Origin of the sequence: Achromobacter aegrifaciens, assembly GCF_902859735.1 — a bacterium.
Lineage (GTDB): Bacteria > Pseudomonadota > Gammaproteobacteria > Burkholderiales > Burkholderiaceae_B > Achromobacter > Achromobacter aegrifaciens.
Genome location: NZ_CADIJY010000021.1, coordinates 34,379 through 54,303, shown reverse-complemented (window position 1 = coordinate 54,303; position 19,925 = coordinate 34,379). Strand labels below are relative to the sequence as shown.

Here is a 19,925-nt window from a genome sequence, read left to right as displayed (position 1 = left end):
CTCCACCATGTGGTATTTCTCGTGGATACTCGGTCTGGGCCTGGCGTGCGCCTTCGCCATCCTCAATGCAATGTGGTTCGAGCTGCGCGAGGGTCATACCCATGATCCGCGCGCCAGCCGCGAAGACGAGTGAGCGGCGGCGCCAGCAGCCTCGAGCACGATCCCTCGGCCACCCTGAACAAACCGCCGCGCGAACAGTCGCGGTGGTTGATGGCGCTCGCCAAGACGGCCAGGCTGCCGCTGATGCTGGCGGGCGCCGCGCCTCTGGTCAGCGGCGCCTTGCTGGTGGTGCAGGCCTGGTTGCTGGCCAGCGTGCTCGACGCGGCCATCGTCAGGCAGGCGCCCCGGCAGGAGCTGCTGGGCGACATCCTGGCTATCGCAGGGCTCATGCTGGTGCGCGCCTGCATCACCTGGGCGGGCGAGCGCGCGGGCGCGGATGCGGCCGAGCGCATCAAGCGCCACGTGAGGCTGTCGCTTTTCCGGCGTTTGGTGCAGAAGGGGCCGTACTGGAGCCGGGGGCAGGCGTCGGGAGAACTGGCGAGCGCAGTGGTGGACCAGGTCGAGGCCCTGGACGGGTTCTTTGCCAAGTACCTGCCCGCCATGGCCGCGGCCGCCATGCTGCCGGTCGCTTTTTCGGTGGTGCTGCTGCCGATGGACGTGATTGCCGGACTGGTCCTGCTGATCACGGCGCCGTTGATTCCCTTGTTCATGGCCCTGGTGGGCTGGGGCGCCCAGGGCGCAAGCCGCCGGCACCTGCGCGCCTTTGCGCGCTTGTCGGGCTTCTTTGCCGATCGGCTGCGCGGTCTGTCCACCCTGAAGCTCTATGGCCGCGCCGAGGCTGAAGCCGAGTCCGTCGTGGCGGCCAGCGACGCGCTGCGCCAACGCACGATGTCGGTGCTGCGCATCGCGTTTCTTTCATCGGCGGTGCTGGAGTTCTTCGCGGCGCTGGGCGTGGCCGGGGTGGCGGTCTACATCGGATTGACCTATCTGGGATTCCTGGATCTGCGCTGGTCGCCGCTCACTCTGCAGGCAGGGCTCTTCTGTCTGCTGATGGCGCCGGAGGTCTATGCACCGTTGCGCCAGTTCGCGGCGCACTATCACGATCGCGCGGCCGCGCTTGCGGCAGTTTCGCAGATCTCCCTGCTGTTCGATGGCTTGCCGCAGGCTGGCGATGCTGCAACCGATGGAGCGCCTGGCGCACGCAAGGCCGCCGCAGGCCCGGGACGCGTTTCCGCAAGCCGCGGCGCCGGCGCCGCCCTGGCCATCGCGGGTTTGAACCTTGACGCGCCAGGCCGCAGCCAGGCGGTACTGGCGGACGCTGGCCTGACCTTGGCGCCCGGCGAGCATGCCGCGCTGATGGGGCCCAGCGGCATCGGCAAATCCTCCCTGATCGAGGCGATTGCGCGCCTGCGGCCGTTTCAAGGCGATATCCGCATCGACGGCGTGCCCTTGCCGGATTGGGGCGAGGCGGCACTGCGCCAGCGCGTGGCGCTGATTGGGCAGAAGCCGCAGCTGCTGACGGGATCCATCGCCGACAACATTCGCCTGGGGCGTCCGGAGGCTTCCGATGCCGAAGTGCAGACGGCCGCGCGCCGCGCCTGCGTGCTGGAGTTCGCCGAGGCCCTGCCGCAAGGGCTGGCGACGCAACTGGGCGGCCGCGGGCACGGCCTGTCCGGCGGCCAGGCGCAGCGCGTCGCGCTGGCGCGTCTATTCCTGCGCGATCCGGGCTTGATCCTGCTGGACGAACCCACGGCGCATCTGGACGAAGGCACGCAGGCGCGCGTGCTGGACGCGATCCTGGAATTCTCCGCCGGCCGCACCTTGTTGCTGGCAACGCACGCGCCCGCGGTGGCGGCCCGGCTGGGCAGGACGTTGCAGGTGGTTGGCGGAAAAGTGGAAGACGCATGAAGAATCTGTTGTTGCTCCTGCCGCTCTATGTGCGCCGTAAAAGCGGGCTTTTACTCGCATTGTTCTGCGCGCTGGCCACCGTGGCGGCCGGCGTGGGCCTGCTGGGCGTGTCGGGCTGGTTCCTGACCGGCGCGGCGCTGGCGGGGGCGGGCGGCGCGTTCAATCTGTTTGCGCCTTCGGCGCTGGTGCGGGGTTTGTCGTTCCTGCGCATCGTGGCGCGTTACGCCGACCGCGTAGTGGGCCATTCCGCCACGCTGCGCCTGCTGGCGGACCTGCGCGCCAAAGTGTTCTCGGCCTTGATCCGGCTTACGCCGCGGCAATTGGCGCGCTATCGCGACGGCGATCTGGTGGCGCGCATGACGGGCGACGTCGACGCGCTCGATACGGTCTTCCTGTTTGTGCTGGCGCCCTTGATCACCGCCATCCTGGCGGGAGCGGTGTTGACCGCGGTGTTGGGATCGTGGGTGCCCGCCGCCGCACTGGCGCTGGCCCTGGCCTTGCTGGTCGCATGCGTGCTGGTGCCCTTGTGGCTGCTGCGCGCCGCGCGCAAACCTGGCGCGGCGGCCCAGGAGAGCGCGGCGGGACTGCGCGCCGCGACGCTGGACGCGGTGGATGGGCATGCCGACATGGTGGCCTTGCACGCGCAGGCGCAGACGGCCGCGCATTTCGAACGTCTGTGCGACGCCAGTGCGCTCGCCCGCCGCAGCCAGGCGCGGGTGGCTGCGCGGGGACAGTTTTTCCTGCAGGCCGCCGCCGGCGCATCGGTGCTGGCCTTGCTCTGGTTCGGCCTGGACACGCTGGAGATGGGGCGCATGGAAGGTCCCACGCTGGCCGGATTGTTGCTGGCGGTCATCGGCATTTTCGAAGTGGCCGGCCCGATCATGCGAGGCGCATCGCGCATGGGCTCGGCCATCTCGGCGGCCGGACGCATCCGTGAAGTCACGCAAAGCGAGCCGGACATGCAGGATCCGACGACGCCCCGGGCCTTGCCCGAGAGCGGCGCGCTGGAGCTGGACGGCGTGCGCTTTGCCTATCCCGCCCGGGGAGCGGCCGCGAGTCCGCCCGTGCTGGCCGGCGTAAGCCTGCGCGTGGCGCCTGGCGAACGGATCGCCATCGTGGGACCCAGCGGCGCGGGCAAGTCGACACTGTTGCACCTGCTCCTTCGTCTGGAAGACCCGCAGGCGGGACAGGTGCGTTTCGGCGGCTGCGACGCGCGCGCCTGTACGCAGGCGGATTGGCACCGGCGCATCGCGCTGCTGTCGCAGGACGCTCCCGTGTTCCTGGGAACCCTGCGCACCAATCTGCTCATCGGCGATCCCGAGGCGGACGACGCCGCCTTGTGGCGCGCGCTGGACGCTGCGCGGCTGGGCGACTTCGTGCGTGGCCTGCCCGATGGCCTGGACACCTGGGCGGGGGAGACTGGGTCGCAGCTGTCGGCGGGACAGGCGCGCCGCTTGTGCCTGGCGCGTGCGCTGTTGTCGCCAGCTGCGGTCATCGTGCTGGACGAACCCACTGCCGGTCTGGACGTCGAGGCCGAAGCGGCATTCTTCAGCGATCTGGCGGGCGCCTTGCGGGGACGCGCCGTGGTGCTGGCCACCCACGCTGCGTTGCCCGCAGGGGCGGTCGATCGCCGCTACGCACTGCAGGGCGGCCGGCTACAGCAATGTGAATTGTCATCGCGGACGGCAACCCTGGCTTAAGCGCTGTTGCGAGGTTATAGTTCGCCTTGCTTCAATTCTTCAGGGCCGTCTTCCATGCAGACCGACAACGCCGAGTACATCCGGCGCACCATCCGCAGCGTTCCAGACTGGCCCCAACCCGGTGTCATTTTTCGCGACATCACGCCCGTGCTGCAGGATCCGCGCGCGTTCCGGGTGCTTATCGATCTCTTCGTCTATCGCTATATGCGCCAGCGCCTGGACCTGGTGGCTGGCGTGGATGCGCGCGGCTTCATCGTGGGCAGCGTGCTGGCTTACGAACTCAATCTGGGCTTTGTGCCGGTGCGCAAGAAGGGCAAGCTGCCGTTCCGCACCGTGGCCGAGGAGTACTCGCTCGAGTACGGCAACGCGTCGGTTGAAATGCACACGGACTCCGTGCGCACCGGCCAGCGCGTCCTGCTGGTGGACGACCTGATCGCCACCGGCGGCACCATGCTGGCCGCCATCAAGCTGCTGCAGCGCCTGGGCGCCAACGTGGTCGAGGCGGCCGCCATCATCGATCTGCCCGACCTGGGCGGTTCCGCCAAGGTCGCCGCCACCGGCACGCCGCTCTACACCGTCTGTCAGTACAGCGCCGACACGCCCGCGTAACTCATCAACAACCGCCGCTCAAGCGTCCGACAACCTGGGTTGTATGAAATCCAGGAAAGCCTTGGTCTTCGCCGGCAGCATGCGCGAAGGCAGCAGCGCGAAGAGCGGCAGGGGCGTCAGGCTCCACTCCGGCAGCACCCGCACCAGGCCCGCTTGCTTGATTGCGCGTTCCATCGCGTCAAAGACCAGCAGCGGCGTGATGCCCAGGCCTTGTCCGGCCAGCCGTCCGAGCATGCCGACGTTGTTGGCCGACAGGCGTCCCGACACTTGTACGCGTTCCACCTTGTCGCCCGAATGCAGCATCCAGAAGGATGACTCCTCGCGCATGGTGGGGCGCAGACATTCGTGATGGCTGAGATCCGCGGGCACCCGAGGCTCGCCGTGGCGGGCCAGGTACTCGGGAGAGGCATATAGCTGATGGGCCATCAGCACGATCTTGCGCGAGATCAGGCTGGAGTCCGGCTGCTGGCCAAAGCGCAGGATCAGGTCGAACGGATTGCTGATGGGGTCGATCGGGCGCATGCTCAGATCGAAGTCGCATTCGATATCCGGATGCTGCTCGCGGAATTCGCTGATGACGGCGGGCAGGAACAGCTGCGCCAGGCTGGTGGGCAGCGAGATGCGCAGGCGTCCCTTGGGTTGCACCGCCATGTCCAGCAACTGATCGTGCGCAATGCGCGCTTCTTCCACGATATGACGGCAGCGTTCGAAGTAGATGGCGCCGGCCTCGGTCAGGTCGATCTTGCGCGTGCTGCGGTTGAGCAGCCGCATGCCGATGCTGCGCTCCAGTTCGCTGACGCGGCGCGAGAGCGTGGACGTGGGAATATTCAAGGCTTCGGCCGCGTGGCTGAAGTTCTTGCGCTTGGCGACTTCGACAAACAGAGCGATGTCGTTAAGCTGGATATCCATGGGGGCTCTCACGATTTAATTCCATTTCTGGGTGGATTCATATGATAAATGGAATAATTGTCCCGCCAGTAGAAATGTCTATTTCCCCACGCTGAACGGCGCATCCACCCGATCAGCTGCATATGTTCTCTTACCTAGCTTGCTTCCCGCTGAATGCTGGCAAGTCTTGCCGTCGCTGGATGGTATGGGGAACTGTGCAGAAAATGCGCAGATTCTGGCGATAACATCCCGTAATTGTCCCATCTGTGCAAATATGTTCCCCAAAATAAGGGTTTTTACTAGGCTGCAATCGCCAGATACTTCGTCCCAGCAATCAAATTGTCATATCGCACCTGCCAGCCTGGCAGAAGACGATGTGCAAGGTTTAGGATGGAGTCATCTCAATGAAAGCCCTAGCTACCGCACTCATGGTTACCGCAACGTTGGTGGGTATGTCCGCCGCTCACGCCGATGGCAAGACGCGTGAACAGGTCCAGCAGGAACTGCAAGCCGCCAAGGCCGCCGGCCAGGTCACGTTTGGTGAACTGGACTACCCGCCCGCCACCGTCGAGCGCACCAGCCTGTCGCGTGAACAAGTCCAGCAGGAACTGCAAAGCGCCAAGGCCGCTGGCCAGGTGACTTCTGCTGAACTGGACTACCCGCCCAAGGCCGCCGTGTCGCAAACCGCGGGCAAGAGCCGCGAACAAGTGCGCCAGGAACTGGCTGAAGCCAAGGCGCGCGGCGAGTACAGCTTCGGTGAACTGGACTATCCGCCCCAAGGCCGTTAAGTCGCCCCGCTACCAAGGAAAAAGCCCCTACGGACGCCGAGGGGCTTTTTTCTGCGCGGTGCGCACGGCCGCGCTTGCCAAATAGTGTCGCGTTTGCGCATCAGAATTGTGCGAATCAGCCAACAAGTCTTGTTGGCCGGTCAGGCGCGGCAGGAGAATGTCTGAGGCTTGTTTGATTTTTTGCGAGCCTTAATTCGCATTTGATATCAACACGTTAACGCAGGTTTCCAAAGAGGGTAGCTAGTAAGAGGGCCGTGATTATCCCAACCATGGAAAGTAGTTCTTCGAAATCCGGGTTACTTCGAATTGGCGCAGGCTGGACACTGGCTTCAGTGCATGCGCCGCTAACTTGTTCGCAGCGGCACGCAGACTCCCAGCTCTGTGCGCGGTGGGTTTGCGGTTTGCCTTTCATCTCGCCATTTTGGGGACTTATATGAAGAAGACGCTATTGGCTGTCGCGCTGCTGGCTGGTTTTGCCGGCGTTGCGCAAGCCGCAGACTCCGTGACGCTGTACGGCTTGATCGACGCCGGTATCGGCTACGAGAAGGTCAAGTTCGACGGCAATTCGCAAAGCCGTTTCGGCGGCGTGCAGGGCGTGAGCAGCGGCTCGCGTTTTGGCCTGCGCGGTACCGAAGATCTGGGCGACGGCCTGCGCGCGGTGTTCACGCTGGAAGGCGGCTTCGGCCCCATGAACGGCAAGTCGCTGCAGAACGGTCGCCTGTGGGGCCGCCAGGCCACCGTGGGCCTGGACAGCGATACCTGGGGCCGCCTGGAATTCGGCCGCCAGACCAACCTGGCTTCCAAGTACTTCGGTTCGATCGACCCGTTCTCGATCAGCTACAACACCGCCAACATGGGTACCACGTTCGGTAGCGCCAACACGATGCGCCTGGACAACATGGTCCTGTACCAGACCCCCAGCATGGGCGGCTTCAAGGTGGGCGTGGGTTACTCCTTCAGCGCCGATGACGCCGTCAGCGACACCTCGCAGACCGGCTTCCAGACTGGCAACAACAACCGCGTGCTGACCGCGGGCGTGCAATACGTCAACGGCCCGTTGAACCTGGCTGCTGCGTATGACCGCTTCAATCCGTCCAACGGCCAGACCGGCGGCAAGTCCGAAGCCCGCATCCAGGAATACATCCTGGGCGGTTCGTACGACTTCGAAGTCGTGAAGGTTGCGGCGGCATTCGGCCAGACCCGCGACGGCTGGTTCGTCGGCCAGAACATGGGCACCACGCCCGCTGGCATGCAGAACCTGGGCACGTTCAAGCTGGCCGACGGCTTCCGCGCCAATTCGTACATGATCGGCGCGACCGTGCCGCTGGGCCGCCACGCGGTCTTCGGTTCGTGGCAGCGCGCGACCGCCAGCAACGACAAGCTGACGGGCGACGACGCAACGTTCAACGTCTACAGCTTGGGCTACACCTACGACTTCACCAAGCGCACCAACCTGTACGCGTACGCCTCCTACGGCGACAACTACGCGTTCCAGCGCGATGCGACCGACACGGCAGTCGCCGTGGGTGTGCGTCACCGTTTCTAAGCGCTAGGACGTCCGGCAAGACCTTGCTGAATGCGCGGCTCATCTCCGTGGGCCGCCGAGTGACAGCGAACCCCCCCACTGGTTGCCGCCGGACGTTTGTAGAGCAGGGAAGGGAAGGGCCTCCGCAAGGAGGCCCTCTCGTTTTTTATGCGCCCGCGTGAAGGGCGTGGATTTAGAGGAACAGCTTGTAGGCCGGATTGTCGGTCTCGTTCCAGTGGGGATAGCCCAGTTCCGCGACGAAGCTGCGGAACTGTTTCTTGTCGGCGGGCGGCACCTGGATGCCGATCAGGATGCGGCCATAATCCGCGCCCTGGTTGCGGTAATGGAACAGGCTGATGTTCCAGTCCGGATTCATGGCGTTCAGAAAACGCATCAGCGCGCCCGGGCGTTCCGGGAATTCAAAGCGGTACAGCAGTTCGTTGCGCGCCAACGCCGAGCGCCCGCCCACCATGTGGCGCAGGTGGGTCTTGGCCATTTCGTCGTGGGTCAGGTCCAGCGTGTCAAAGCCGTGGCGGCGGAAGTTTGCGGCGATCTTGTCGGGTTCGGACGCCGAGGACACCTGGATGCCGACGAAGACGTGTGCGCGGTCCGCGTCGGAGATGCGGTAGTTGAACTCGGTCACGCTGCGCTCGCCCACCAGTTCACAGAAACGGCGGAAGCTGCCGCGCTGCTCCGGCATGGTGACGGCGAACACGGCTTCGCGCATTTCGCCGACCTCGGCGCGTTCGGATACGAAGCGCAGCCGGTCAAAATTCATGTTGGCGCCGCAGGCGATCGCCACCAGCGTCTTGCCCTTCAGATTGTGTTCGGCCGCGTACTGCTTGGCGCCCGCGACCGCCATCGCGCCAGCCGGCTCCAGCACGCTGCGCGTGTCCTGGAACACGTCCTTGATGGCCGCGCAGATCGCATCGGTGTTGACCACCACGAAGTCGTCCACATACTGGCGCGTGAGCTTGAAGGTCTCCGCGCCCACCATCTTGACTGCCGTGCCGTCCGAGAACAGCCCCACATCGTTCAACTGCACGCGGCGGCCCGCGCGCACGCTGCGCAGCATGGCGTCGGAATCTTCCGTCTGCACGCCGATGATCTTGATTTCCGGACGCAGCTGCTTGATGTAGGCGGCCACGCCCGCGATCAGCCCGCCGCCGCCGATGGCCACGAAGATGGCGTCGATCGGGCCGGGATGCTGGCGCAGGATCTCCATGCCCACGGTGCCCTGGCCGGCGATCACGTCAGGGTCGTCGAAGGGGTGGACGAAGGTCAGCTTCTCTTTCTTTTCCAGGATCTGCGCGTGCGCGTAGGCGTCGGAAAAGCTCTCGCCGGCCAGCACGACTTCGCCGCCCAGGCGGCGCACCGCGTCGATCTTCACTTGCGGGCTGGTGGTGGGCATGACGATGACGGCGCGGCAGCCCAGCCGGCTGGCGGCCAGCGCCACACCCTGGGCGTGGTTGCCCGCCGAGGCCGCGATGACGCCGCGGTTGCGCGCGGCCGGGCTCAGGTTGGCCATCTTGTTGTAGGCCCCGCGCAGCTTGAAGCTGAACACCGCCTGGGTATCTTCGCGCTTGAGCAGCACCGTGTTCGAGATCCGCTGCGACAGCAGCGGCGCCGTCTCCAGCGGCGATTCGACCGCCACGTCGTAAACCTTGGAGGTCAGGATGCGTTTCAGATAGTCAGTGGACATGGACAGCGGGCGGGGCAAGAAGTAGGAAGGTGGGGCAGATTATGCACCCGCGCGCGGCTACACTCGCCCCACTATGGAAGAAAGTCTGTTATCCGCTGTGCATTGGATGCTGGGGGTGCTGTCGCTGCCCTCGGTCGGCCTGTCCGCGATCTTCACGGTCTCGCTGGTGTCCGCGACCCTGCTGCCCTTGGGTTCGGAACCCGCCGTGTTCGGCTACATCAAGCTGGCGCCGGACATGTTCTGGCCGGCCATCCTGGTGGCGACCGCGGGCAATACCGTGGGCGGCGCCATCAGCTATGCCATGGGCCTGGGCGCCGAGCGCGCCGTGCAGCGCTGGAAGGAACACCACCCCCATCCGCATCCTGACGCGACCGAAGGCGGACGCATGCGCGGACGCTGGAACGAGCGGGCCCATGACTGGATCCACCGCATGGGGCCGCCGGCGCTGCTGCTGTCCTGGCTGCCCGCGGTGGGCGATCCGCTGTGCGCCGTGGCAGGGTGGCTGCGGCTGTCGTTCTGGCCTTGCGTGGTCTACATGGCCATCGGCAAATTCCTGCGCTATCTGGTCATGACGGCCGGACTGCTGTGGTTTTTCCCCGGGCAGATCTAGCGCCAGGATTGCACTTAATTGGGGACGCACCGCCCCTCTCATTTCCGAGTTTCGAGCGCTTCCCTAGGGGTATTAGGGGCCAGACTCGGCCTATGGCATAAAATAATTTTTTAAGGGCCCCCTTCTTGCAGCCATGAACGCCCCACTCGCTAGCCACATCTTGAACGGGGCGATGCCGCCCGCAGCACCCGCGCGCTTGCGCGAAATCCCGTACAACTACACGTCGTTTTCCGACCGCGAGATTGTCGGCCGCTTGCTGGGCGACGACGCCTGGAGCCTGCTGAGCGACCTGCGCGGCGAACGCCGCACCGGCCGTTCCGCGCGCATGCTGTACGAGGTGCTGGGCGACATCTGGGTGGTGCGCCGCAACCCCTATCTGCAGGACGACCTGCTCGACAACCCCAAGCGCCGCAAGCAGCTCATCGAAGCCCTGCATCACCGCCTGGGCGAAATCGACCGTCGCCGCGAACCGGACGTGCCCGCCGAGGCCGGCCATGATCCGCACCGCGACGAGAAGGTCGTCGGACTGCTGGCGCGGGCGCGCTCCGCCATCGCCGCATTCGAGGGCGAATTCGACCAGACCGCCATGATGCGCAAGCAGGCGCAGAAGGTGCTGGGCCGCATCACCGCCCGCGACAACATCAAGTTCGACGGCCTGTCGCGCGTCTCGCACGTGACCGACGCCACCGACTGGCGCGTGGAATACCCCTTCGTGGTGCTGACGCCGGACTCGGAAGACGAGATCGCCGCGCTGGTCACAGCCTGTATTGAACTGGGGCTGACCATCATCCCGCGAGGCGGCGGCACCGGTTATACCGGCGGCGCCATTCCGCTGACCTGGAAGTCGGCGGTGATCAACACCGAAAAGTTCGACAAGCTGGGCAAGGTCGAGTCCTGTCTGCTGCCCGGGCTGACCGAGCCCGTGGCGGTCATCCATGCCGGCGCCGGTGTGGTGACCAAGCGCGTTTCCGAGGCCGCCGAGGCCGCGGGCTTCGTGTTCGCCGTCGACCCGACCTCGGCCGAGGCTTCCTGCGTGGGCGGCAACATCGCCATGAACGCGGGCGGCAAGAAGGCCGTGCTGTGGGGCACCGCGCTGGACAACCTGGCCTGGTGGCGCATGGTCGACCCGAACGGCAACTGGCTGGAAGTCAGCCGCCTCGACCACAACATGGGCAAGATCCATGACGTGGACGTGGCGCGCTTCGAGCTCAAGTGGTTCGACGGCCGCGGCAAGCCGGGCGAGCGCCTGCTGAAGACCGAAACCCTGGAAATCCAGGGCCGCGTGTTCCGCAAGGAAGGCCTGGGCAAGGACGTCACCGACAAGTTCCTGGCTGGCCTGCCCGGCATCCAGAAGGAAGGCTGCGACGGCCTGATCACGTCGGCGCGCTGGGTGCTGCACCGCATGCCGCGCTACACGCGCACCGTCTGTATGGAGTTCTTCGGCCAGGCGCGCGACGCGATCCCGTCGATCGTCGAGGTCAAGGGCTACCTGGACGGCGAAGGCCGCGCCCGCGGCGCCATCCTGGCAGGTCTTGAGCACCTGGACGAACGCTATCTGCGCGCGGTGGGCTACGCCACCAAGAGCAAGCGCGGCGTGCTGCCCAAGATGGTCCTGATCGGCGACATCGTCGGCGACGACGAAGACGCCGTGGCCGCGGCATCCAGCGAAGTCGTGCGCCTGGCCAACACGCGCCACGGCGAAGGCTTTGTGGCCGTCAGCCCCGAAGCGCGCAAGAAGTTCTGGCTGGACCGTTCGCGCACCGCCGCCATCGCGCGCCACACCAACGCCTTCAAGATCAACGAAGACGTGGTGATCCCGCTGCCGCGCATGGGCGAGTACACCGATCACATCGAACGCATCAACATCGAACTCTCGACCAGCAACAAGCTCAAGCTGCTGGGCGAGCTGGACGCCTATCTGTGCACGCCGTTGCCGGTCGGCAAGATCGACGACACGGACGTCGAGACGACCCGCGCCGAAATGCTGGCCGAGCGCACGCGCCAGGCGCTGGAACTGGTGGCCGCCGTCCGGCAGCGCTGGCAGTGGCTGCTGGACAACCTGGACCTGCCGCTCCTGCAGGCGCTGCCCGAGCTGCACGGCCTGGGCCTGGGTGAATTGCAACCCGCCTTGTCGGACCGCCTCGCGGCGCAGCCCGGCGCGCGCGTCTTCGACGTGGTGCAGGATCGCACCATCCGCCTGTCCTGGAAGACGGAAGTGCTGGCGGGCCTGCAGCGCACGTTCTCGGGCGCAGCCTACAAGAAGATCATCGACGAGATGATCGCCATCCATGGCCGCGTGTTGAAGAGCCGCGTGTTCGTGGCGCTGCACATGCACGCCGGCGACGGCAACGTGCACACCAATATTCCGGTCAACTCGGACGACTACGGCATGCTGCAGGAGGCCCACCAGGCCGTCGAGCGCATCATGCAGATCGCCCGCGACCTGGACGGCGTGATCTCGGGCGAGCACGGTATCGGCCTGACCAAGTATGAATTCCTGACCGAGGCCGAACTGGCCCCGTTCCAGGACTACAAGCGCCGCGTCGATCCCAACGGCCACTTCAACGCCGGCAAGCTGATGCCGGGCGCGGACCTGCGCCACGCCTGGACGCCCAGCTTCAACCTGATGGGCCATGAGTCGCTGATCATGCAGCAAAGCGACATCGGCGCCATCTCCGAATCCATCAAGGACTGCCTGCGCTGCGGCAAGTGCAAGCCGGTGTGCGCCACTCACGTGCCGCGCGCCAACCTGCTGTATTCGCCGCGCAACAAGATCCTGGCCACCTCGCTGCTGGTGGAAGCCTTCCTGTACGAAGAGCAGACTCGGCGCGGCGTCAGCCTCAAGCACTGGGAAGAGTTCGAGGACGTGGCCGACCATTGCACGGTCTGCCACAAGTGCTACAACCCCTGTCCGGTCGACATCGACTTCGGCGACGTGTCGATGAACATGCGCGCCGTGCTGCGCCGCATGGGCCGCAAGTCGTTCAATCCGGGCACGGCCAGCGCCATGTTCTTCCTGAACGCCAAGGATCCGGCGACCATCAACGCCACCCGCAAGGCGATGGTGGGCGTGGGCTACAAGGTCCAGCGCGCCGCGCATGACCTGCTGTCGGGCCTGGTGAAGAAGCAGACCGCCGCGCCTCCGGCCACGGTGGGCAAGCCGCCGCTGCGCGAGCAGGTGGTCCACTTCGTGAACAAGAAGATGCCCGGCGGGCTGCCCAAGCAGGCGGCGCGCAAGCTGCTGGACATCGAAGACGCGAACTACGTGCCCATCATCCGCGATCCCAAGGCCACCACGGCCGACACGGAAGCGGTGTTCTACTTCCCGGGCTGCGGCTCCGAACGCCTGTTCTCGCAGGTGGGCCTGGCCACGCAGGCCATGCTGTGGCACGCGGGCGTGCAGACCGTGCTGCCGCCGGGCTACCTGTGCTGCGGCTATCCCCAGCGCGGCAACGGCATGACGGACAAGGCCGAGCAGATCATCACCGACAACCGGGTGCTGTTCCACCGCGTTGCCAACACGCTGAACTACCTGGACATCAAGACGGTGGTGGTCAGCTGCGGCACTTGCTACGACCAGTTGGCGGGCTACGAGTTCGACAAGATCTTCCCGGGCTGCCGCCTGATCGACATCCACGAGTACCTGCTGGAAAAGGGCATCAAGCTGGAAGGGGCCAAGGGCGTGCGCTACATGTACCACGACCCCTGCCACACGCCCATGAAGCTGCAGGAACCCATGAAGACCGTGCGCGCCCTGGTTGGCGACGACGCCGTCAAGAGCGACCGCTGCTGCGGCGAATCGGGCACGCTGGCCGTGAGCCGTCCGGACATCTCCACGCAGGTGCGCTTCCGCAAGCAGGAAGAGCTGCTCAAGGGCGATGCCGCTTTGCGCAGCGACGGTTTCACCGGCGACGTGAAGGTGCTGACCTCCTGCCCGTCGTGCCTGCAGGGTCTGTCGCGCTATGAAGGCGACACCGGCATGGACGCGGACTACATCGTGGTCGAGATGGCGCGCCATATCCTGGGCGAAGGCTGGATGGAAGAGTACGTGCGCCGCGCCAACGCGGGCGGCATCGAGCGGGTGCTGGTCTAGGCCGGCAGTCCGCGCAAGATACGCGCAAGATACGCGCAAGAAAAAACCGCGGCCATTGCTGGCCGCGGTTTTTTTTTTTAGCTGTGGCAGTGAGCCGGAGGTTTACTCCAGCTTGATGCCGGCCTTCTTGATCACGTCCGCCCAGGCGCTGCGTTCCTGTTCGGCGTAGGCCTTGAACTCCTGCGAGGACATCGGCATCGGGATGACGCCCATGTCCAGGATCTTCTGCGATACGGCGGGCGACTTCAGCGTGGCTTCCAGGTCGGCGGCCAGCTTCTTGACGACGGGCTCCGGCAGGCCGGCCGGGCCGACCAGGCCTTGCCAGGCATAGGCGGTGAAGTTGGGCACGCCTTGTTCGGCCATGGTGGGCACGTCCGGCAGCGCGGCGACGCGTTCCGGAGTGGCCGCGGCCAACACGCGCAGCTTGCCGGCCTTGACGTTGGGCAAGCCCGAGGCCAGGTCGATGAACATCAGGTCCACCTGTCCGCCCAGCAGATCCTGCACGGCGGGCGCTGCGCCCTTGTAGGGCACGTGCAGCACGTTGGCGTTGGTACGCTGCTTGAAGAGTTCCTGCGCCAGGTGATGCGGCGAACCCGCGCCGGCGGACGCCGCCGACAGCTTGCCCGGCTCTTTCTTGGCGGCCTGGATCACGTCGTCCACGGTCTTGAACGGCGAATTGACGTTCACGGCCAGCAGCAGCGGGAACTTGGCGATGCCGCCGATGTAGGTGAACTTGGACGGATCGTAGGACAGCTTGGCGTACAGCGACGGGTTGAAGGCCAGCGTGCCCGAGTCGGCCGTGCCGACCATGTAGCCGTTGGCCTCGGCCTGGGCGATGGCGGTGGCGCCGATGATGGTGGCGGCGCCGGGGCGGTTTTCGACCACGATGGTCTGGCCCAGCGGCTTTTCCAGGCCGCTTGCCACCGTGCGCGCCACGACGTCGGTGCCGCCGCCGGCCGGGTAGGGCACGATCCAGCGGATCGGCTGGGTGGGCCAGGATTGGGCCGAGGCCGCGCCGGCGGCCAGGGACAGGGCGGCCAGCGCCAACAGGCGCTTCGCGTGCTTATGCATGGGGTGTCTCCAAGTGCGGAATTGAGTATGGGCCGCCGCCGCAGGGTATGCGGGGGGCCTGTTATGCGCCGTTATTATGCCTTGCGTCCCCGGCAATCGGCAGATGTTTTGTGCCCTGCTTTCAGCGGCTTATTGCGGATCGGGATAGCTGCGGGCACCGAAGATCGCCGAGCCGATACGCACCTCGGTCGAGCCTTCCTCGATCGCCAGCTCGAAGTCTCCGCTCATGCCCATCGAGAGGCGGTCCAGCGATACGCCTGGCAGGTTTTCCTGCCGCAGGCGGTCGCGCAGCTCGCGCAGGGTGCGGAAGCAGGCGCGCACCTCGGCGGGATCCGGCGAATTCACGGCCAGCGTCATCAGGCCTTGCACGCGTAGCGTCGGGAAGTCGGCGGTGATGCGGCGCAAGAAGGCGGGCACGTCGGCGGGGGCCATGCCGTACTTGGTGGGCTCGGACGAAGTCTTGACCTGCACCAGCACGTCCAGGGTCCGGCCTTCGTTGGCCAGGCGGCGGTGCAGGGCTTCGGCCAGCTCCACCCGGTCCAGCGACTGGACTTCGGCCGCGTCGCGCGCCGCGTCGCGGGCCTTATTGGTCTGCAGATGGCCGATCAGCACCCATTGCAGGCCCAGGCCGTCCAGCGCCGCGGCTTTCTGGCGGATTTCCTGCGTCTTGTTTTCGCCGTAGCGGGTCAGCCCCAGCGCCATGCCCTCGCGGATGGCGTCCACGCCGAAGGTCTTGCTGACGGGCAGCAGCGTCACGCTGTCCGGGCTGCGGCCGGCGCGCGCGCAGGCGTCGGCGATGCGTTGCTGGATCTGGGCAAGGCGCCCGGCCATGGTGTCTACGGCGGTCATTCAGCTCTCTGGTAGGAACGGGATGTCCCATAGTGTAGGACTGCGCCCGATCGTTTCGCCACAGCGCCCGTGCGCGTCGTTGACCCTGTCTGATCGGCAGGCTTAGAATTTGAAGATATTTGTTTATATTTCAATGTTCTATGCCATCCGGCGCCGCCCCAGCGGGCGACACGGTATCCAACCTACACAGTCTCCCGCCATGTCCACCGCAGCGCCTGAATACGCTTTCGCCACGCCTTTCCTGAATCCCCCAGCTTCCCCCATCCGATCGCTCATGCCGTATGCCATGCGGCCGGGCACCATTTCGCTGGCGGGCGGCTATCCCGCGCAGGAACTGTTCGACGTGGAAGGCCTGTCGATCGCGTCGACCCAGGTCCTGGCCCGCCTGGGCGCCTGCCTGCAGTATTCCAACATCGACGGCCAGGCCAGCCTGCGCCACGAGCTGGCGCGTCTGTCGGCCGAGCGCGGCCTTATCTGCAACGCGGATACCGAGCTGGTCGTGACCGGCGGCTCGCAGCAGGCCCTGGCTTTGCTGACCCGCGTCATGCTGCAGCCCGGCGACCATGCCATCATCGAATCGCCCGCGTTTCCGAATTCCGTGCAGGCGCTGCGTTACACCGGCGCAACGGTGCATACGGTGCAGTCGGGTCCCGAAGGCATCGACGTGGACGCGCTGGACGAACTGGCCGGCCGCATCAAGCCCAAGATGGTCTGCGTGGTCGCATCGTTCTCCAACCCCTGCGGCGCGACCCTGACGCGCGAGCGCCGCCTGCGGCTGCTGGAACTGGCGGTCAAGCACCGCTTCCTGATCGTTGAAGACGATCCCTACAGCGAACTGCGCTTTGCCGGCGAAGCAGTGCCGCCCATCGCCGCGCTGGCCGAGGGCGAAGCGCGCCACTGGGCCGTGTACCTGGCCAGCATGTCCAAGACCATGGCGCCGGCGCTGCGCATCGGCTGGCTGGTGGCGCCGCCCGAAGTCCGCCGCCGCTGCGTCAGCGCCAAGGCAGCCGACGACATGGCCTCGTCCGCCTGGATCCAGGAAGTCGTGGCCCAATACCTGGCCAATGGCCGCTACGGCGAACACGTGCCGCGCATCCGCGCAGCCTACGGCCTGCGCTGTGACGCCATGGCGGAATCGCTGGCCCGCGAACTCAACGGCCGCGTCACCTTCAGCAAGCCCGAGGGCGGCATGTTCTTCTGGGCCCGCCTGACGGGCGAGATCGACGCCACGCGCCTCTTGCCCTACGCCATCGAGCACGAGGTCGTCTACGTGCCGGGCAAGGCGTTCTACGCGGATGCTGCGCAGGCCGACCTGCATGCCATGCGCATGTCGTTCGCCACCATGAATGAAAGCCAGATCGCCCAGGGCATGGTGCGGCTGGGCCGCGCGCTGGACGCGTGCGAGGCCAACGAACCAGTGTCGATCTCGCTGGCTGCCTGATGCCGGCTTGACGGCGCGCATGCGCCGCTGTGCGGCCTGTTGCTATGCTCTTCTGCCTGTCCGCCCCGGCGCTTGCGTGCCGGGGCGCGCATACCTAAATAAGCGTTGGTTATTTGGTTTGGGCGCTTCATGTCTATAAGCTTCTTGCCTCGGCGCGTTCCCGCGCCCGCAAAGCAGAACAGGAAACGAGGTCATGAACATTGCAAAAGGGTTGATCGGCGCAGCGTTGCTGGCGGCAGCGGCGCAGGGCGCGCAAGCGGCCACGCTGGACGTGGTGCGCCAGCGCGGCGCCGTGGCTTGCGGCACGACCACAGGCTTCGCGGGCTTCTCCGCGCCTGACGCGCAAGGCAAGTGGCAGGGGCTGGACGTCGACCTGTGCCGCGCGATTGCCGCAGCGGTCTTCGGCGACGCCAGCAAGATCAAGGTGGTGCCGCTGAATTCGCAGCAGCGCTTCACCGCCCTGCAATCCGGCGAGGTGGACGTGCTGACGCGCAACACCACGGTGACGCAGCAGCGCGATACCGCACTGGGCATCATCCACGCCGGCATCAACTTCTATGACGGCCAGGGCTTCCTGGTGCCGAAGTCCCTGGGCGTGAAGAGCGCCAAGGAGATCAACGGGGCCACCATCTGCCTGCAGACCGGCACGTCCAACGAAAACACGCTGGCCGACTGGGCCCGCGCCAACAACGTGAGCTACAAGCCGGTCGTGATCGAGACCTTCAACGAGGTGGTCAACGCCTTCGCCGCGGGCCGTTGCGACGTCTTCAGCACCGACGCCTCGGGCCTGGCCTCGATTCGCATTTCCAAGCTGCAGAACCCCGACGACTACGTGGTGCTGCCCGAGATCATCTCCAAGGAACCGCTCGGCCCCTTCGTGCGCCAGGGCGATGATGCCTGGCTGAACATCGTGCGCTGGTCGTTGTCGGCCATGATCGAAGCCGAGGAATACGGCGTGTCGTCCGCCAACGTGGACGAGCAGGCCAAAAGCGCCAACCCCAATATCAAGCGCATCCTGGGCGTCACGCCCGGCAGCGGCGCCAACCTGGGGCTGGACGAGAAATGGGCCTACAACATCGTCAAGCAGGTGGGCAATTACGGCGAAAGCTTCGAGCGCAACGTGGGCCAGGGCAGCCCGCTGAAGATCAAGCGCGGGCTGAATGCGCAATGGACGCAGGGCGGCCTGATGTACGCGTTGCCAATACGGTGATGACGGCGGGTTTCGCGCGTTGGGTACTCGATTGCCCGTGCGCGAAGCCCGATGGCTTTATCCGCGCCGGTACAACTCCGCGATCTTCACGAACGCGGCGCGCAATTCGCGCGTGCCGCCCTGGAAGATCATCGGCCGGCCGCGGTGCGTGAACACCACCAGCCGCTTGGAAAACAGCATCGGCACGAAGCGCGCGTAGCGCACGTCTTCCCAGGCGACTTCGCGGCGCGTGAACCAGGTCTGGCGCAGGCCGCGTTCATCGATGGTGGTGATGGATGTCTGCATGTGCCAGGAAACGAACAGCAGCCCCAGGAAGCACAGTCCCACCACGACGGCCAGCAAAGTGTCGAAGGGCTGCGAGGGCGCGCGGATGGCGGTGGTGACCACCTGCACGCCCAGCACTGCCAGGATGACCCAGGTCAGGATGCGGACCCAGTCGGGCCAGGCCTGGCCGGACAAGGGCAGGGGACCGATGGTCCGCAGCAGCGCCGCGTGCTCCTCGGCGGAGGGCGTGCTGGCCGGAGTATTCATGCGATCCGTCATGCCGCCCGTTTGGCGGCGATGGCGTTGCCGGCGCGGCTCGAGCCCTTGCGGTTCAGGTGGGCCGACATCCACTGGCCGATATCGACCACGGCGTCGAAATCCACGCCGGTGTCGATGTCCAGTCCGCGCAGCATGTACAGCACGTCTTCGGTGGCGACGTTGCCGGTGGCGCCCTTGGCGTAGGGGCAGCCGCCCAGGCCGGCCACCGACGTGTGGAAAATCGAGATGCCGGTTTCCAGCGCCGCCAGGATGTTGGCCAACGCCTGCCCGTAGGTGTCATGGAAGTGGCCGGAGATGCGGGCCGGGTCGGCCACGCGCGTCACCGCGGTCATCACTTCGCGCACGCGCCGAGGCGTGCCCACGCCTATGGTGTCGGCCACGTCGATCTCGTCGACCTGCATTGCCAGGTAGCGCTGCGCCACGTCCACCACCGCTTCCACCGGTACTTCGCCCTGATAGGGACAGCCCAGCGCGCAGCTGATACTGCCGCGCACGCGGATGCCGGCGGCGCGCGCGGCCTGCACCACGGGCTCGAAGCGCGCGATCGATTCGGCGATGGAACAGTTGATGTTCTTCTGCGAGAAGGCTTCGCTGGCCGCGCCGAAGATTACGATTTCGTCGGCGCCGGCGGCCAGCGCACCCTCGAAGCCCTTCATGTTGGGCGTCAGCACGGAATAGATGGTGCCGGGACGGCGCTCGATGCGGGCCATGACTTCCGCGCCGTCGGCCATTTGCGGCACCCATTTGGGCGACACGAACGAGGCGGCCTCCACGTTGGGGAAGCCTGCGGCGGATAAGCGGTTGACCAGTTCCACCTTGATGTCGGTGGGCACGAATTCCTTTTCGTTCTGCAGGCCATCGCGGGGCGACACCTCGACGATCTTCACGCGGGAGGGCAAAGCCATGTCTATTCCTGTCTCGGGATGGGGTAGGCGGCGCGGCAGGGCGGCGCTATCTGCTCAATATTAGCGCCATAGCGCCGACCCTG

At 66.0% G+C, this 19,925-nt stretch carries 16 protein-coding genes; 10 read left to right on the top strand and 6 right to left on the bottom strand.

Annotated features, from left to right (window positions below):
* Positions 1-7 precede the first annotated feature (7 nt).
* Genes cydX through HV766_RS28880 form a run of 4 tightly spaced genes read left to right on the top strand, consistent with a single transcriptional unit; the run spans position 8 to position 4,217 of the window.
* Positions 8-133: a cytochrome bd-I oxidase subunit CydX gene (gene cydX, locus HV766_RS28895; RefSeq protein WP_054457757.1), complete on the top strand. Its 126-nt coding sequence runs from the start codon at positions 8-10 to the stop codon at positions 131-133.
* Complete coding sequence (cydD, locus tag HV766_RS28890; protein ID WP_175182290.1) at positions 130-1,908, top strand: thiol reductant ABC exporter subunit CydD; 1,779 nt, start codon at positions 130-132, stop codon at positions 1,906-1,908. The genes cydX and cydD overlap by 4 nt, the downstream gene beginning before the upstream one ends.
* Positions 1,905-3,608 (top strand): thiol reductant ABC exporter subunit CydC, encoded by a 1,704-nt coding sequence (gene cydC / locus HV766_RS28885; RefSeq protein WP_119450192.1) that lies wholly within the window; start codon positions 1,905-1,907, stop codon positions 3,606-3,608. The genes cydD and cydC overlap by 4 nt, the downstream gene beginning before the upstream one ends.
* Before the next feature lie 54 nt (positions 3,609-3,662).
* Positions 3,663-4,217, top strand: coding sequence for an adenine phosphoribosyltransferase (locus HV766_RS28880; protein WP_054457754.1), 555 nt, complete (start codon positions 3,663-3,665; stop codon positions 4,215-4,217).
* Positions 4,218-4,235: 18 nt separating this feature from the next.
* Here the strand turns inward: HV766_RS28880 and HV766_RS28875 are convergent, their stop codons facing one another.
* Complete coding sequence (locus HV766_RS28875; RefSeq protein WP_013396712.1) at positions 4,236-5,126, bottom strand: LysR family transcriptional regulator; 891 nt, start codon at positions 5,124-5,126, stop codon at positions 4,236-4,238.
* Positions 5,127-5,509: 383 nt separating this feature from the next.
* On the opposite strand from HV766_RS28875, the gene HV766_RS28870 reads away from it, so the two are divergent.
* On the top strand, positions 5,510-5,893 hold the full coding sequence (locus HV766_RS28870) for a DUF4148 domain-containing protein (RefSeq protein ID WP_054457753.1): 384 nt from the start codon (positions 5,510-5,512) through the stop codon (positions 5,891-5,893).
* A 433-nt stretch (positions 5,894-6,326) separates the two neighbouring features.
* Entirely contained in the window at positions 6,327-7,439 is a 1,113-nt protein-coding gene (locus HV766_RS28865; RefSeq protein ID WP_054457752.1) for a porin, read from the top strand.
* A 172-nt stretch (positions 7,440-7,611) separates the two neighbouring features.
* Here HV766_RS28865 and ilvA read toward each other — a convergent pair whose 3' ends face one another.
* Positions 7,612-9,120, bottom strand: coding sequence for a threonine ammonia-lyase, biosynthetic (gene ilvA / locus HV766_RS28860; RefSeq protein WP_054457791.1), 1,509 nt, complete (start codon positions 9,118-9,120; stop codon positions 7,612-7,614).
* 73 nt (positions 9,121-9,193) lie between these two features.
* On the opposite strand from ilvA, the gene HV766_RS28855 reads away from it, so the two are divergent.
* A complete protein-coding gene (locus HV766_RS28855; protein ID WP_054457751.1) occupies positions 9,194-9,730 on the top strand; it encodes a YqaA family protein in 537 nt (178 codons plus the stop codon).
* Positions 9,731-9,863: 133 nt separating this feature from the next.
* Positions 9,864-13,823: a DUF3683 domain-containing protein gene (locus tag HV766_RS28850; protein ID WP_119450193.1), complete on the top strand. Its 3,960-nt coding sequence runs from the start codon at positions 9,864-9,866 to the stop codon at positions 13,821-13,823.
* Positions 13,824-13,925: 102 nt separating this feature from the next.
* On the opposite strand, the gene HV766_RS28845 is transcribed toward HV766_RS28850, so the two are convergent.
* Positions 13,926-14,894 carry a Bug family tripartite tricarboxylate transporter substrate binding protein gene (locus HV766_RS28845; protein WP_175182289.1) on the bottom strand — a complete coding sequence of 323 codons (969 nt, stop codon included), beginning with the start codon at positions 14,892-14,894 and terminating at the stop codon, positions 13,926-13,928.
* A 129-nt stretch (positions 14,895-15,023) separates the two neighbouring features.
* Positions 15,024-15,743 carry a YggS family pyridoxal phosphate-dependent enzyme gene (locus HV766_RS28840; RefSeq protein ID WP_119450194.1) on the bottom strand — a complete coding sequence of 240 codons (720 nt, stop codon included), beginning with the start codon at positions 15,741-15,743 and terminating at the stop codon, positions 15,024-15,026.
* A gap of 199 nt (positions 15,744-15,942) precedes the next feature.
* Here HV766_RS28840 and HV766_RS28835 point away from each other — a divergent pair, with 199 nt between their 5' ends.
* Both HV766_RS28835 and HV766_RS28830 read left to right on the top strand, forming a co-directional pair.
* Entirely contained in the window at positions 15,943-17,184 is a 1,242-nt protein-coding gene (locus HV766_RS28835) for an aminotransferase-like domain-containing protein (RefSeq protein ID WP_054457747.1), read from the top strand.
* A 193-nt stretch (positions 17,185-17,377) separates the two neighbouring features.
* Positions 17,378-18,394 carry an amino acid ABC transporter substrate-binding protein gene (locus HV766_RS28830; protein WP_054457746.1) on the top strand — a complete coding sequence of 339 codons (1,017 nt, stop codon included), beginning with the start codon at positions 17,378-17,380 and terminating at the stop codon, positions 18,392-18,394.
* A 57-nt stretch (positions 18,395-18,451) separates the two neighbouring features.
* Here HV766_RS28830 and HV766_RS28825 read toward each other — a convergent pair whose 3' ends face one another.
* Both HV766_RS28825 and HV766_RS28820 read right to left on the bottom strand, forming a co-directional pair.
* On the bottom strand, positions 18,452-18,925 hold the full coding sequence (locus HV766_RS28825; protein ID WP_054457790.1) for a hypothetical protein: 474 nt from the start codon (positions 18,923-18,925) through the stop codon (positions 18,452-18,454).
* An 8-nt stretch (positions 18,926-18,933) separates the two neighbouring features.
* On the bottom strand, positions 18,934-19,842 hold the full coding sequence (locus tag HV766_RS28820) for a hydroxymethylglutaryl-CoA lyase (RefSeq protein ID WP_054457745.1): 909 nt from the start codon (positions 19,840-19,842) through the stop codon (positions 18,934-18,936).
* Positions 19,843-19,925 lie beyond the last annotated feature (83 nt).